The sequence below is a fragment of the Yoonia vestfoldensis SKA53 genome (assembly GCF_000152785.1).
Classification (GTDB): domain Bacteria; phylum Pseudomonadota; class Alphaproteobacteria; order Rhodobacterales; family Rhodobacteraceae; genus Yoonia; species Yoonia vestfoldensis_A.
On record NZ_CH672414.1, the window covers coordinates 1,626,593 to 1,640,502 of the forward strand.

At 62.4% G+C, this 13,910-nt stretch carries 12 protein-coding genes, 1 tRNA gene and 1 other RNA gene; 10 read left to right on the plus strand and 4 right to left on the minus strand.

The window, feature by feature from the left end; translation table 11 throughout:
- Window positions 1-106: 106 nt before the first annotated feature.
- Entirely contained in the window at window positions 107-1,945 is a 1,839-nt protein-coding gene (locus SKA53_RS08000) for a bifunctional 2',3'-cyclic-nucleotide 2'-phosphodiesterase/3'-nucleotidase (protein WP_007205611.1), read from the plus strand.
- 40 nt (window positions 1,946-1,985) lie between these two features.
- Window positions 1,986-2,082: signal recognition particle sRNA small type (gene ffs, locus SKA53_RS15230), an RNA gene on the plus strand.
- Between the two features lie 147 nt (window positions 2,083-2,229).
- On the opposite strand, the gene SKA53_RS08005 is transcribed toward ffs, so the two are convergent.
- Window positions 2,230-2,303, minus strand: a tRNA-Cys gene (locus SKA53_RS08005).
- Window positions 2,304-2,496: 193 nt separating this feature from the next.
- Here SKA53_RS08005 and neuC point away from each other — a divergent pair.
- From neuC to SKA53_RS08020, 3 genes are read left to right on the plus strand one after another with little or no spacing between them, the layout of a single operon-like run.
- Complete coding sequence (gene neuC / locus SKA53_RS08010; protein WP_007205613.1) at window positions 2,497-3,621, plus strand: UDP-N-acetylglucosamine 2-epimerase; 1,125 nt, start codon at window positions 2,497-2,499, stop codon at window positions 3,619-3,621.
- Complete coding sequence (locus tag SKA53_RS08015) at window positions 3,605-4,867, plus strand: 3-deoxy-D-manno-octulosonic acid transferase (protein WP_007205614.1); 1,263 nt, start codon at window positions 3,605-3,607, stop codon at window positions 4,865-4,867. The genes neuC and SKA53_RS08015 overlap by 17 nt, the downstream gene beginning before the upstream one ends.
- Window positions 4,860-6,194, plus strand: a complete 1,335-nt coding sequence (locus SKA53_RS08020) for a 3-deoxy-D-manno-octulosonic acid transferase (protein WP_007205615.1) — start codon at window positions 4,860-4,862, stop codon at window positions 6,192-6,194. The genes SKA53_RS08015 and SKA53_RS08020 overlap by 8 nt, the downstream gene beginning before the upstream one ends.
- On the opposite strand, the gene SKA53_RS08025 is transcribed toward SKA53_RS08020, so the two are convergent.
- On the minus strand, window positions 6,191-7,345 hold the full coding sequence (locus SKA53_RS08025; protein WP_007205616.1) for an acetoin utilization protein AcuC: 1,155 nt from the start codon (window positions 7,343-7,345) through the stop codon (window positions 6,191-6,193). The two genes, SKA53_RS08020 and SKA53_RS08025, sit on opposite strands and share 4 nt — an antisense overlap.
- 33 nt (window positions 7,346-7,378) lie before the next feature.
- Between SKA53_RS08025 and SKA53_RS08030 the strand changes: the two genes are divergently transcribed.
- The 5 genes from SKA53_RS08030 (at window position 7,379) to ptsP (ending at window position 12,526) form a co-directional block, all read left to right on the plus strand.
- Entirely contained in the window at window positions 7,379-7,849 is a 471-nt protein-coding gene (locus tag SKA53_RS08030; protein WP_007205617.1) for an NUDIX hydrolase, read from the plus strand.
- A 55-nt stretch (window positions 7,850-7,904) separates the two neighbouring features.
- Window positions 7,905-8,294 carry a DUF1178 family protein gene (locus tag SKA53_RS08035; RefSeq protein ID WP_007205618.1) on the plus strand — a complete coding sequence of 130 codons (390 nt, stop codon included), beginning with the start codon at window positions 7,905-7,907 and terminating at the stop codon, window positions 8,292-8,294.
- Window positions 8,294-8,941, plus strand: coding sequence for an SDR family NAD(P)-dependent oxidoreductase (locus tag SKA53_RS08040; RefSeq protein ID WP_007205619.1), 648 nt, complete (start codon window positions 8,294-8,296; stop codon window positions 8,939-8,941). Before SKA53_RS08035 ends, SKA53_RS08040 begins: the two co-directional genes overlap by 1 nt.
- A 70-nt stretch (window positions 8,942-9,011) precedes the next feature.
- Complete coding sequence (locus tag SKA53_RS08045) at window positions 9,012-10,250, plus strand: aspartate kinase (RefSeq protein ID WP_007205620.1); 1,239 nt, start codon at window positions 9,012-9,014, stop codon at window positions 10,248-10,250.
- A 35-nt stretch (window positions 10,251-10,285) separates the two neighbouring features.
- Window positions 10,286-12,526 carry a phosphoenolpyruvate--protein phosphotransferase gene (ptsP, locus tag SKA53_RS08050; protein WP_007205621.1) on the plus strand — a complete coding sequence of 747 codons (2,241 nt, stop codon included), beginning with the start codon at window positions 10,286-10,288 and terminating at the stop codon, window positions 12,524-12,526.
- Here the strand turns inward: ptsP and SKA53_RS08055 are convergent.
- Window positions 12,517-13,317, minus strand: a complete 801-nt coding sequence (locus SKA53_RS08055) for an EcsC family protein (protein WP_007205622.1) — start codon at window positions 13,315-13,317, stop codon at window positions 12,517-12,519. The two genes, ptsP and SKA53_RS08055, sit on opposite strands and share 10 nt — an antisense overlap.
- Window positions 13,318-13,332: 15 nt before the next feature.
- Window positions 13,333-13,848 carry a GNAT family N-acetyltransferase gene (locus SKA53_RS08060; RefSeq protein WP_007205623.1) on the minus strand — a complete coding sequence of 172 codons (516 nt, stop codon included), beginning with the start codon at window positions 13,846-13,848 and terminating at the stop codon, window positions 13,333-13,335.
- Between the last annotated feature and the right edge of the window lie 62 nt (window positions 13,849-13,910).

The window sequence follows — 13,910 nt, forward strand, 5'->3', positions numbered from 1 at the left end:
TGATCGAAATGACACGGGTCGGGGCAGAGTTCAAACTTTTCTGACAACATGCTGTAGCCATGGCAAAATTTCACCCTATGGTTGCGTTATGGTAAGGACGGGGTTCATGGGGGCAACGAACGGGCGCGGTGCCTGTCAGGCGACATTGCGCATTCTGGCGACGACGGATCTGCATATGCAGATACTGCCCTATGACTACTTTGCCGACCGCGCCGAACAGATCGGAGGGCTGGTTCATCTGGCTGATCAGATCACCGCCTTGCGCGCCGACCAATCGGCCCTGACACTGCTTTTCGACAACGGCGATTTCCTGCAAGGCAATCCGCTGGCCGATACATTGGCGCAGGCCGGGTCGGCCAAGACCCCACACCCAATGATTGCGGCCTTTGCTGCGCTGCACTACGATGCCATCAATCTTGGTAATCATGAATTCAACTACGGGCTGCCCTTTCTGCGGCAGGTCCTGCAGGATGCATCGTGCCCGGTGGTCTGCGCCAATGTCGATTGGCGCGATCAGGCGCAGATCGCGCAGCCCTTTGTGATCCTTGACCGCGTGATCCGCTGTGAGGATGGCCACGATCATCCCCTGCGGATCGGCGTCGTCGGGTTCTTGCCGCCGCAGATCACCAAATGGGACAAGGTCAAGCTGGCCGATGCGATCGCCACTTGCGACATCGTCGAGGCCGCGCACCGCATCGTACCGCAGATCAAGGCCGCAGGGGCGGATATCATCGTCGCCCTGTGCCATGCGGGGATCGACACCGCAGACCACCGGCCCGGAATGGAAAATGCCGCCGTGCCGCTGGCGGCTGTGCCGGGCATTGATGCGATTCTGACCGGCCACACGCATGAGATATTTCCCGACGCCACGCGTCCTGCCACCCCTTATGTCGATCCGGTCGCAGGGCGGATTCATGGCAAACCGGCGGTTGGCGCAGGCTTTTACGGTCAATCGTTGGGGGAAATCACGCTCAGGCTGCGCCGCGCCGCGGATGGCTGGCATGTCACCAACCACACAAGCGCGGTCCTGCCCGCCGCACCCAAAGTGCCAGACAGCGCAATCAGCGCAAGGATCAAGGCAGGCGTGCAGCCCGCCCATAGCGCCACATTGCGCCAAGTCAGGCAGCCGATCGCGCGCACCTTGGTGCCGATCCATAGCTATTTTGCACGCATCAGTCCCGACTTGCCCAGCCATATCCTTGGTCAGGCGCTGATCGCGCATGCCGCCTCGGTGCTGCCGGCCAATAGCCTTCCGATCATCGCAGCGGTATCGCCGGTTCGCGCCGGAGGTTTGGGCGGGCCGTCCTGCTACGTCGCCATTCCGCCGGGGCCGATCATGCGCCGAGACGTCTGCGCGATCTATCCCTATGCCGACACGCCAGTGATTGCGCGCCGCACCGGCGCCGAATTGCGCGCTTGGCTGGAACAGGCCGTGTCGGGCTATCATCAGATTATCCCGGGCAGGGCCGACCAAGCTTTGCTGAACCCCGATTTCGCAGGATATGTCTTTGATGCCTTCCATGGGCTGACCTATACGATCGACCTAACACAGCCGCCTCGGCATGACGCGGCAGGCCGCATCAGCGCACCAGCGGCGGCGAGAATCATCGACCTGGAGCACAACGGCACACCGGTCCGGCCAGAGCAATGTTTTGCGGTTGTCGCCAACAGCTATCGCAGCTTTGGCGGCGGCGGTTTCCCCCCGATCCCCATGCACGATATACTGGCCATGTCCCGCCAGCCGGTCCGCGACATCCTGACAGCGAGAGTCCAGTGCCAAGGTGTCGTGACGGCGCCAATCAAGGCGCCTTGGCGCTTTGCGCCGATCCCGGACACTTTTGTCGATTTCATCTCGGCCCCCGATGGCCGGCACCACATGACCGACCGCATCTGCAACGCCGGGACGCAGGCTGACGGTTTCACCCGCTACCGCTTGGCGCTCTGAGACCTTGCGCTTGGCTGCTCGCTGTCCTATGTGGTGGGTCGAGAGGTTGGCGCGGGCGAGTGCCTCGCCAACCTGGTCAGGTCCGGAAGGAAGCAGCCATAACGAGCCCCACTTGGGTCGTTGTCCAACCTCTCACCCTTTGCCAGCCAATTGATGTGAATGCGGCGAAAGCCCATGTTGTCAGCCGACGGCGGTGTCCGCCAGGCGCATGGCCTGACGGGTGCAATATTGCCGTGTCCGGCAAACCGGACAGCGCAAAACCCACGTCAATGATCTGGATTTATTGGAGGCGAGTAGCGGAATCGAACCGCTCTACACGGATTTGCAATCCGCTGCATAACCTACCTGCCCACTCGCCTCATGGGGTGTTTCCCTAAGGATCACGGGACTTGCCGTCAAGCGGATAACGCGGTGGACCTCATCAATCTGTCACAATCACCCCTGTCTGGCCACGCGCGATCGCCAATGCCGGTTTCCTTTCCGCAGCAGCGGCGATAACCTGCGGCATATGGCCCGTCAGGGCCGCCAAACATCCTTGCGACGGAAACTTCATGTCCCGCTACATCCTTTTCGTGACAGGCACCCGCGCCGATTTCGGCAAGCTGGAACCGCTGGCCGTGGCCGCGCGTGATGCCGGTTTCACGGTGGCGTTTTTTGTGACCGGCATGCATATGCTGCAAAGCTACGGGCTGACCAAGCTCGAGGTACACCGGATGGCGGGTGTCACAGTGCATGAATTTCTCAACCAGCGCCCCGGTGATCCACAGGACATGATCCTTGCGAAAACAGTGATAGGGTTTTCCGATTTCGTGCAGGAACATCGCCCCGATCTGGTGGTGATCCATGGTGACCGGGTCGAAGCGCTGGCCACCGCGTTGGTCTGTGCCACCAATTACATCCGCTGCGCCCATGTCGAAGGCGGCGAGGTCAGCGGCACCATCGACGAAATCTACCGTCACTGCAATTCCAAGCTAGCCAGCCATCATTTCGTGTCCTCGGACGATGCCGCACGACGGGTGATGTCGCTGGGCGAACAGGCCAGCCACATCCACGCCATCGGCTCGCCCGAGCTGGATTTCCATGCAGGCCCGTCTGGTGTCACGATTGCGCAGGTCAAAGACCGCTATGCGCTGCCCTTTGCCGATTACGGCATTTGCGTGTTCCACCCTGTCACATCAGAGGCCGCCAGCATGGGCGCGCAGGCAAGCGCGCTATTCGCCGCACTGGTGGCATCGGGGCGCAATTTTGTGGTGATCGCCCCCAATAACGACCCCGGATCAGCGGCGATCTTTGCCGCAATCGACGCCCTGCCCAAGGACAGGTTCCGCGTGCTGCCCTCCATGCGGTTTGCCCATTTCAGTGAATTGATGAAAAACGCCGCCGTCATGGTCGGCAATTCCTCTGCGGGCGTGCGAGAAGCCCCTTTTCTGGGGCTGGCGTCGCTCGATATCGGCACACGCCAGACCAACCGCGCGAAATCGCCGTCGGTGTTCTTTGCCGATGCAGGCGATTCTACGGCCATCGCCCGGTTTGTGACAGCGCAGTGGGGCAAGTCCTATCCGCGCCATGACGCCTTTGGCGGCGGGTCGGCGGCGGGCCGTTTCGCAGCGGTACTGGCAGAGCCCGACTTCTGGACCGGATCGCTGCAAAAGACATTCCATGACCACGATGCCTAAGGCCAGTCTGGCCCTGCGCGCCTATCTTGCGGCCAGTCACCTGATCCCGCTTGTGGCAGGCCCGGTGCTGGCCCGCAGACGCAAACGCGGCAAGGAACACCCGACACGCTGGGTCGAAAAGCAAGGGCGCGGGCTGGCCGCGCGCCCTGCTGGTCGCCTCGTCTGGATCAATGCCGTGGGCTTGGGCGAGATCTTGTCGCTGCGTGGTCTGATCGCGCGGATGGCGGCGGCAGCGCCTGACCTGCATTTCCTTGTCACATCAACCACCGCAGCCTCTGCGCGGGTGTTTGGCGCACAGATGCCGCCTCGCACGATCCACCAGTTTTTGCCGCTAGATGCACCCACTTATCGGCAGCAGTTTTTGCACCATTTCCGGCCTGACCTGTGCATCTGGGCTGAACAGGATCTATGGCCGGGGCTGGTGCATGATGCGGATAGGCGCGGGATTGCGCAGGCGATGGTCGCAGCGCGAATGAACGCGGATTCTTTTGCGCGCCATGGCAAGGCTGCGGGGCTGTACCGCGACCTTTATGCGCGTATGGCGCTGGTGACGGCGCAGGACGCAGGCAGCGCCGCCCATCTGACGCAGCTGGGGGCCACGGCACGGGTCAGCGGGTCGTTGAAACCGGCCGCGCCGCCGCTGGATTGTGACCCGTCCGCCTTGCGCGATCTGCAGGCCGCCGTCGGGACCCGTTTCGTCTGGGCCACTGCCCCGTCCCATCCGGCTGATGAGGCGGCGGCATTGGCCGCGCATAACCTGCTGCGCGCGCAAATCCCCGATGCCTTGCTGATCATCGCGCCGCGCCATCCCGACAGGCGGGATGCGATTGTGGCCGCTTGCCCTGCCCCACCACCGATGAAATCCCAAGCTGCATTGCCCGGCCCCGCTGATCCGGTCTGGCTTTGCGATACTTTGGGCGATCTGGGGCTGGTCTATCGCGTGGCCCGCGCCGTGCTGATCGGTGGCACGTTTGATGCGACCGAAGGGCATAACCCGTGGGAGGCGGCGCAACTGGGCTGCGCCGTGCTGCACGGCCCGAATGTTGACAATTTCACCGCAGATTTCGCAGCCCTTGGTGCAGGCGGGGCCATTGCGGTGCATGATCCTGCCACCATTGCCCGCGCGTTACACGGTGATTTGGCAACAGTGGCAGGCAAGGCAAAGGCCATAGCACAGGACGCAGGTGACGCGACCGATCTGCTGGTCCGCGACCTGCTGGCCTTGGTGAAAGCGCGCCATGACTGACCGTTTTCCCCCCTTGCGTCTGCGGATCGCATTGCTGGCTTACGGGCTGGCCTGGTGGTTTATGCTGCCCGTTGTGATAATCTATTTGCGTGTGCGCGCCCGCAAGGATGCCGATTATGGCGCGCATCTCGCCGAACGCTTTGGCCTTGTGCGCGCCCGTTTGCGCAATCCCGTCTGGGTCCATGCGGTGTCATTGGGCGAAATGCGCTCTGCCACGCCCTTGATCCGCGCGCTGCTGGCGCAGGGCGAATGCGTGCTGACCACCCATTTTACCCCCGCCGGACGGCGCGAGGCTGTGCGCGAATTTGCGACCGAGATTGCGGCGGGCCGTGTGCAGGTCGCGTGGGTGCCGTTCGACATGGGGTTGGCCTATGCGGCCTTTCTGCGCCGCTTTGCGCCGAAATACGGGCTGGTGATGGAGATCGAGATCTGGCCGCGCATGATCATGGCGGCACGCGCGCGCGGCGTGCCATTGTTCATGTGCAACGCGCAATATCCGCAGAAAAGCTTTGACAAGGATATGGCAGGCTGGGGGTTGCGCGCGGCGCTGACAGGCGGTTTCGCGGGTGGGTTCGTGAAATCAGCCTTGCAGGCAGAACGGTTCGTTGCCGCAGGCTTGCGCAACATTCATGTCACCGGCGAGATGCGCTTTGACCAGCCGATCCCGCAAGCACAGCTGGAGGCCGCAGCCCGCTTGCGCGATAGGCTGGTGGCTGGCCGCCCCGCCTTTACCCTGACAAGCGTCGTTGAAGGCGAAGACGCGGTCTATATCGACATGATCCGGCGCGTGCCGGATGCGTTTTTTGTCTATGTGCCGCGTGCGCCGGAACGTTTTGACGCAGTCGCGGCGATGCTGGAGGGCGCAGGGTTGCGCTTTGCGCGCCGGTCCGAGGTGCTGGATGCCGCCCTTGGCGCGCGTGACTTGCCGCAGATCGACGTCTTGTTGGGCGACAGCATGGGCGAGATGTATTTCTACCTTGCGCTGTGTGACCGCGCCATCGTCGGTGGCGGGTTTGTGACCAAAGGCGCGCATAACATCATCGAACCGCTGGCGCTGCGCAAACCCGTGATCGTCGGCCCGCATATCTGGACCATCGCCTATCCCGCGCAAGAGGCGATTGCGGCAGGCGTCTGCCACCATGTGATGACCGAGGCCGAACTGCTGGAAGCGGTCCAAGCACCCATGGTCGTGACCGACGACCAGATCGCGGGCTTTTATGCGGATCACGCAGGTGCTGTGGACCGGACACTCGCCGCCCTACCGCGGGCCTTGGCGGGTCTGCCTGCGCCTGTTGGCGCAGTTGAGGCCTCCGGCGGGGATATTTAGGCTCCAACGATGCGGGGTTTGAGTTGGGCCACGCCGGAACGCACCGCGTCGTGGATCATGCCGTGGCGCGGGGCGTCGCGCAGCGTGGTCATCCAGTGATCTTGCGGCTGCAGGCGTTTGGGCGCACCGTCCCAGCGCAGCGCGCGCAGCACGCCTGTAGCCTGATCCGGCAAATGGTCAGGGATTTCGTGGTCGTTCAGCACGGCCCAGACCCCTGTCCAGAGCCGCCCGACGGACCAAGGGTTATAGCCGCCCCCGCCCAGCACCAGATAGCGCGGGGCGATGTCGCGTAGGGCCGCGACCACCGCCCAATGGGCGTTGTTGGACAGGCACAGCCGCGATTGCGGGTCTTCAAGCACCGCATCGGCCCCGCATTGCAGCACGATGGCATCAGGCCGAAAGGCCGTGACAGCGGGCAGGATCAGCTCGTGCAGGATCAGTGCCATGTCGTCGTCATGCAGCCCCGCAGGCACCGGCAGGTTGAACACCTGCCCCGCCCCCTGATCGGTGATCGCCCCGGTGCGCGGCCAGCGGTTCGCCTCGTGCGTCGATATCAGCAGCGTGTCGGGGTCTTGCGCAAAGGCATGCTCGACCCCGTCGGGGTGATGCGCGTCGATATCCACATAAGCGACGCGCTGCGCTCCGTTGCGCCGCAGCGACTGGATCGCCAGCACAGGATCGTTGAGATAGCAAAACCCGTTCGCCCGGTCAGGCAGGCCATGATGGGTGCCGCCTGCGGGCGAATAGATGATGCCACCGTTTTTGAGCAACTCGCCCGCCAGCAGCGACCCACCCGCCGCCGTGGCCGGACGGCGGAACATTTCCGAAAAGACCGGATTGGACGGTGTGCCAAGGCCATGGCGGGCGCGCACCGCGTCGCTGACGGTTTGGGCGGCTTCTGCCGCTTGCAGGGCAGCCAGGTAGGCCGCGGTATGATAACCTGTCAGCGCAGCGGTTTTCGCGCGCGGGCTGGTGATGAATTGCGCGGGCGGCAGCCATCCCAGCGCGCGCGACAGGTCCATCACCGTGGATACCCGCGGCACCCGCAACGGATGCCACGGCCCATAGGTCGAGCCGCGATAGATTTCAGCGCCGATAAATTGCGGCAGGGGGCTTGTTCGTGCTGACAGGGCGGTCATAACGTCATTCATCGCCGGGATGTAACCCGGATTAAGATCGGAACCATGGCCAATTTACCCGCGCAACAGATTCCATTGAAATTCGCGACCGGGCGCAAGACCGATATTCGCGCGCAATTCGCAGCACTGTGCTGGCGGGTCAACATTGATCGAGTCGAAATCTGTCTGGTCACCAGCCGCACTCGCGGTCGCTGGATCCTGCCCAAGGGCTGGCCGATGCACAAACAGACACCGGCCGCCGCCGCCGCGATGGAAGCCTATGAAGAGGCCGGGCTGCGTGGCGAGGCGCTGGATATATGTCTGGGAATTTATAGCTATATCAAGCCCTTGGGCAATGTGAACGCGCCGATCGTGGCAATGGTCTATCCGGTCCATGTTCAGCAGGTCCTGAGCGAGTGGCCCGAAAAACACCAGCGCAAGCGCAAATGGTTCAGCCCCGAAAAGGCCGCTAAAAAGCTCGAAGAACCGGCGCTGAAAAAGATCGTGGCGACCTTTGATCCGGCCGTGTTGCGCTGACTTGCAAGGGTGGGCAAAAAGCCTAACTGTTCCACATGCAACAACGCCGGCAGCCATGATCCGATTCCATCTCAAATGCGACCAGAACCACCAGTTCGAAAGTTGGTTCCAATCGGGTGCTGCCTTTGACAAGCTGGTCGCGGGCAAGCATGTGTCCTGCACCGTCTGCGGCTCGAGCGTCGTGACGAAATCGGTGATGGCTCCGGCAATCGCCACGACCGCGGCACCGGTCGAAAACCAGATGGCCGCCCTACGCAAGAAAATCGAAAGCAGCGCCGATTATGTCGGCACCGCCTTTGCCAAAGAAGCGCGCGATATGCATGACGGGCTGACGCCGGACCGCCCGATCTATGGCGAGGCCAATCTGGCCGAGGCGCGCAAGCTGGCCGAGGATGGTATCCCCGTGATGCCATTGCCATTCATTCCCGCCAAGAAAGTGAACTGATGCATGTTCTGATCACGGGTGCCAATCGCGGCATCGGCAAGGCCATGGTCGACCGTTACGCTGCGCAGGGTGCGCAGGTCACCGGCACCGCGCGTGTCGCAGGCGCGCGATTGCACAGGATGGATGTGACCGACCCCGCAACGGTCAATGCGCTGGCTGACACGATGGCGGATCAGGCGCTTGATCTGCTGGTCTGCAATGCGGGTGTTTATGCCGACAAGGGCCAATCACTCGATCAGGGCTATCCGGCAGATATGTGGGCGGATGGCTTTGCCACCAATGTCACCGGCGTATTCCTGACCGTACAGGCGTTTCTGCCGCATCTGCGCCGCGCGCAGACCGGCAAGATCGCGATTATTTCCTCGCAGATGGCATCGCATACACGCGCACCGGGCGGCAGCTATATCTACCGCGCAAGCAAGGCTGCGGCGCTGAACCTTGGCCGGAATTTGGCCAGCGATCTGGCAGCAGAAGGGATCAGTGTTGGCATCTATCATCCGGGCTGGGTGCGCACCGATATGGGCGGGTCCACAGCCGAGATCAGCGTGGATGAAAGTGCCACTGGCCTGATCGCGCGGTTCGCCGCCCTTGGCCCTGCGACATCGGGCTGTTTCGAGACATGGGACGGGCGCGTGCATCCTTACTAAGCATTTGCGCTTTGCGCGGCGCACCAGTAAACGGGCGCGGATCAACGCCGCTTGTTTGCAAGGATGACCGATGCCGACGCTTGTGATGAAATTTGGGGGCACCTCGGTGGCCAATCTTGACCGGATCGCGCGCGCGGCCAAACGCGTCGCTGTCGAGGTCGCCAATGGCTATGACGTCATCGTCATCGTGTCGGCCATGTCGGGCAAGACCAACGAGCTGGTGGGCTGGGTGTCCGAGACATCGCCGCTATATGATGCGCACGAATATGATGCGATCGTGTCCTCGGGTGAGAATGTGACGGCTGGGCTGATGGCGCTGCGGTTGCAGGAAATGGATATTCCTGCGCGCAGCTGGCAAGGCTGGCAGGTGCCAGTTCTGACCACCGATGCCCATGCTTCTGCGCGGATCGAGGAAATTCCGACCAAGAACATCACCGCCAAATTCGGCGAAGGGATGAAGGTTGCCGTAGTTGCCGGTTTCCAGGGCGTCAGTGCCGCAGGCCGGATCACCACGCTTGGGCGTGGCGGGTCGGACACCACGGCTGTCGCCTTTGCGGCCGCTTTTGGCGCAGAACGCTGCGATATTTATACCGATGTGGACGGGGTCTATACAACCGATCCGCGGATCACGTCGAAGGCCCGCAAGCTTGACAAGATTTCGTTCGAGGAAATGCTCGAACTGGCCTCGCTCGGGGCCAAGGTGCTGCAAACGCGATCCGTCGAACTGGCTATGCGGTATAAAGTGCGCCTGCGGGTGCTGTCATCATTTGAAGAACCATCGGACAGCGCCGGAACGCTGGTCTGCGATGAGGAGGAAATCATGGAATCCAATGTTGTGGCCGGTGTCGCCTATTCCCGCGACGAGGCGAAAATGACCCTGATCTCGGTCGCGGACCGCCCTGGCATCGCCGCTGCGATCTTTGGCCCGCTGTCGGATGCAGGCGTGAACGTGGATATGATCGTGCAGAACATATCCGAAGAAGGCCGCACAGACATGACCTTTTCCTGCCCCAAGGATCAGGTGCTGCGCGCTGAAAAGGCGATGAACGATGCCAAGACGTCAGGCGCGATCAATTTTCATGATCTGGTCGCCGATGAAGGTGTCGCCAAGGTCAGCGTCGTCGGTATCGGGATGCGCAGCCATACCGGCGTTGCGGCCAAGATGTTCAAGGTGCTTTCTGCTGAAGGAATCAACATCAAGGTCATCACAACCTCCGAGATCAAGATTTCTGTGCTGATCGACAGGAAATACATGGAACTTGCCGTGCAGGCCCTGCATGATGCGTTCGAATTGGACAAGGCTGGCTGATCCTGTCGGATCGGTCCGCTGATATCGGGGGACCCATGCCGGAACGGTTGGAAAGCGAGAGCCGCAAGCTGCTGGGCCGCCTGCGCGAGGCTTTGGCCAGCGACAGCGAAGGCCAGGCACGGCTGAACCGTGTCGTGGACCTGATCGCCTCGTCCATGCAGGCCGAGGTCTGTTCGATCTACCTGTTTCGCGATGCCGACACGCTGGAGCTTTGCGCCACCCAGGGGCTTGAACAAGAATCGGTCCACCAGACACGGATGCGCCTTGGCGAAGGTCTGGTCGGGCGCACCGCCAAAACCGGCAATATCGTCAATATCGCCAATGCCCCCGCCGAAAAGGGGTTCCGCTACATGCCGGAAACCGGCGAGGAACGGTACTCGTCGTTTTGTGGCGTCCCGATCCAGCGGTTGGGCGATGTGTTGGGCGTGCTGGTGGTGCAGACGAAAACCGAACGGGTGATGACCCCCGACGAGGTTTATGCCCTTGAAATCGTGGCCATGGTCATCGCCGAGATGACCGAACTGGGCGCTTTCGTCGGCGAAGGCGCGGCCTTGTCGGCGCTGCACCAGAAACCGGTATTGTTGCGCGGGTCGATCGCGCAGGAAGGCACCAGCGCGGGCCGCGTCTATTTGCACGAACCGCGCGTTGTCGTCACCAACCCGATTTCAGACGACCCCGAAAAGGAAAAGACCCGCCTGATCGAGGCGGTCGAGACCCTGCGCAAATCCGTCGACAACATGATGGTTGGCGCGCGGTCGGTCGATCCCGAACAGGTGCAGGTTCTCGAAGCGTACCGGATGTTCGCCAATTCCAGCAGCTGGATTCGCCGGATGCAGGACGATGTGCAAAGCGGGCTGTCCGCAGAGGCCGCCGTCGAAAAGGAACAATCCCTGGCGCGCGCGCGGCTGTCACGCTCGCCCGATCCATATCTGCGCGAACGGCTGCATGATCTGGACGATCTGTCCAACCGCCTGCTGCGCATCCTGACCGGCCAAGGCGAAGACCGCAGCGACATGCCCGACGATCCGATCCTTGTGGCGCGCAATATCGGGCCGGGTGAATTGCTGGAATACGGCAAGAAACTGCGCGGCATCGTGCTGGAAGAAGGCAGCGTCGGCAGCCATGCCACCATCGTTGCACGCGCCTGGGCCATTCCGCTGGTCATCAATGCCAAGGGTGTCACGCGCGAGGCGCTCAACGGCGACATCATCCTTGTCGATGGCGATCAGGGGATCGCGCATCTGCGGCCTGACGACACAGTCCAGGCGGCGTTCCGCGACAAGATCGAAATGCAGGCGCGCGCGCAGGAACGCTATGCCTCGATCCGCGATCTGCCAGCGGAAACGAAATGCGGCACGCGCATGTCCTTGCAAATGAACGCGGGGCTGATCGCGGATTTGCCATCGCTGGCGGGGTCGGGCGCTGAAGGTGTGGGGCTGTTCCGTACCGAATTGCAGTTCCTGATCCGCAACCAGATGCCGCAACGTGGCGAATTATCGGCGCTTTACGACCGCGTGCTGAACGCGGCGGGCGGGCGGCGGGTGGCGTTTCGCACGCTCGACATCGGGTCGGACAAGGTGCTGCCCTACATGAAGGCGAACGATGAACCCAACCCTGCGATGGGCTGGCGCGCGATCCGTGTGGGGCTGGACAAACCCGGCGTGCTGCGGATGCAGTTGCAGGCTTTATTGCGCGGGGCGGCGGGGCGACCTTTGACGGTGATGTTCCCCTTCATCACGCAGCTGACCGAATTCCGCGCCGCCAAGGCCGAGATGGACAAGGCGCTCGACCGCGAAGTCCGACTGGGCCATCCCGTTCCGGCCAAGATCGAGGTGGGCGCGATGCTGGAAACACCATCGCTCGCCTTTGCACCCGACGTGTTTTTCCAAGAGGCCGATTTCATCAGCATCGGTGGCAATGATCTCAAACAATTTTTCTTTGCCGCCGACCGCGAAAACGAACTGGTACGGCGGCGATACGACACGCTCGACGTGAGTTTCCTGTCGTTTCTGGAACATGTGATCAAACGCTGCGATGCAGCGGGAACCCCGCTGTCGTTCTGCGGCGAAGATGCCGGCCGTCCGGTCGAAGCCCTGTGTTTCGCCGCCCTTGGCCTGCGCACATTGTCGATGCGCCCCGCCTCGGTCGGGCCGGTTAAGCATCTGTTGCGCCGCGTCGATCTGAACGAGGTCAGGGCCGTGATGGATACGGCCATTGCAAATGGCGATCAATCGGTGCGGCGCGCCGTGTCCGACTGGCTGGTCTATCAGGTCTGAGGCAGGCGCGGTGCGGCAAGCTGGCGGTGGAATTCATCCAGCACCGCCACATCGCCATGTTCGCGTACCAATTGGCGCAGGCCAAAATGCACATGCGCAAGGGCGACATAATAATCCACAAAGGCGTAATTTGTTCCCGCGCCTGCCACGGCGCCCAGCACTGGCACGGTCTGCGCCGCCAGCTTTTGTGACAGCACAGCCGCGAATTTCGGCGCGACACGGCTGATCAGCGTATTCACAGCGGCACCCGACAGGCTAAGCCGCGCACCGATAAAGGCGGTATCGACCCCGTCATCGGCGCTGCCCGGCCCGCCTGATCCGAACACGGCCAGACATTCCATGCGGGTTTCATCCGACGCGGGGTCCTCCCCATATTCGGTGGCGACATGCAGCACCGCGCGAAAGATCAGCGTGGTGGCGATCGGCAATTCCGCAAGCGCCGTGGGCAAACCGCCAAAGCCGCCAATCGCACCTGACAAAGTGCCGATGATCCGGTGGCTCTGATCCGACCCAAAGCGCTGGCCTACGCCACTGCGCGACTGTGCGGCGATATCGTAACTGCGGCGCAGGGCATTGCGCGTCACCTCGTTCAACTGGTCGCGCAGGGGTTTGGGCAGCATTTTCAGCCCATCCTCGACCTGACCGCCGACGAAATTGATCGCTTTCATCAAAACGCCATTGGCCTTGCGCTGGCGCAGTGCCAAGGCCGCGATCCGCGCGCGCGTGCTATCATCCAGCGCAGGTGGCACTAGCAAGGGACTGGCAGATGGGATCACGGTCTTGTCTGTCATGCCCAACAGATGGGGTCAGCGTGGCAAAATGCAATCATCGGCCTTGCGCACCGGCCCATGGATGCCAGCCCAGCTGTCAGAAGCCAGCGACAGCCCCAACACCCGTTCCGGATTGGTGGGCGGCGGCATGATGACACCGGTCAGTTGCTGAAACCCGAACCGACTGTAATAGGGCAGGTCCCCCACCAGCAGGATGCGCGACCAGCCCGCTTTGCGCGCCACTTGCGTAACACGGTAGATCAGCCGCCCCGCGATCCCTTCGCCTTGCCGCGTCGGATGCACGGCCACAGGCCCCAGCAGGACGACCGGCGTCTCGCCGACATAACAGGGCCAGCAGCGGATCACCCCTGCCAGCACAGCGTCCGGATCACGCGCGGTCCAGCACAGATCGGCGATAGGCGACACATCCTCGCGCAGACGATAGGACGACAGCGCGCTGCGGCCCGGCGAAAAACACAGATCATAGAGCGCCTCGGCCTCCCAATAATCTGCACCAGTCTCGATGGCCAATGTGATGGATGGAATCTGCATGCGTCTTTCATCTGGCCAAGGCTGTGCGGTCACGCTACCCCTTGGCGGATCGCAGGAAAAGG

Bases quoted from the DNA above. Each gene is read 5' to 3' on its own strand.
- SKA53_RS08000 (WP_007205611.1), top strand. From the start codon at position 107: ATGGGGGCAACGAACGGGCGCGGTGCCTGTCAGGCGACATTGCGCATT.
- neuC (WP_007205613.1), top strand. From the start codon at position 2,497: ATGTCCCGCTACATCCTTTTCGTGACAGGCACCCGCGCCGATTTCGGC.
- SKA53_RS08015 (WP_007205614.1), top strand. From the start codon at position 3,605: ATGACCACGATGCCTAAGGCCAGTCTGGCCCTGCGCGCCTATCTTGCG.
- SKA53_RS08020 (WP_007205615.1), top strand. From the start codon at position 4,860: ATGACTGACCGTTTTCCCCCCTTGCGTCTGCGGATCGCATTGCTGGCT.
- SKA53_RS08025 (WP_007205616.1), bottom strand. From the start codon at position 7,345: ATGAATGACGTTATGACCGCCCTGTCAGCACGAACAAGCCCCCTGCCG.
- SKA53_RS08030 (WP_007205617.1), top strand. From the start codon at position 7,379: ATGGCCAATTTACCCGCGCAACAGATTCCATTGAAATTCGCGACCGGG.
- SKA53_RS08035 (WP_007205618.1), top strand. From the start codon at position 7,905: ATGATCCGATTCCATCTCAAATGCGACCAGAACCACCAGTTCGAAAGT.
- SKA53_RS08040 (WP_007205619.1), top strand. From the start codon at position 8,294: ATGCATGTTCTGATCACGGGTGCCAATCGCGGCATCGGCAAGGCCATG.
- SKA53_RS08045 (WP_007205620.1), top strand. From the start codon at position 9,012: ATGCCGACGCTTGTGATGAAATTTGGGGGCACCTCGGTGGCCAATCTT.
- ptsP (WP_007205621.1), top strand. From the start codon at position 10,286: ATGCCGGAACGGTTGGAAAGCGAGAGCCGCAAGCTGCTGGGCCGCCTG.
- SKA53_RS08055 (WP_007205622.1), bottom strand. From the start codon at position 13,317: ATGACAGACAAGACCGTGATCCCATCTGCCAGTCCCTTGCTAGTGCCA.
- SKA53_RS08060 (WP_007205623.1), bottom strand. From the start codon at position 13,848: ATGCAGATTCCATCCATCACATTGGCCATCGAGACTGGTGCAGATTAT.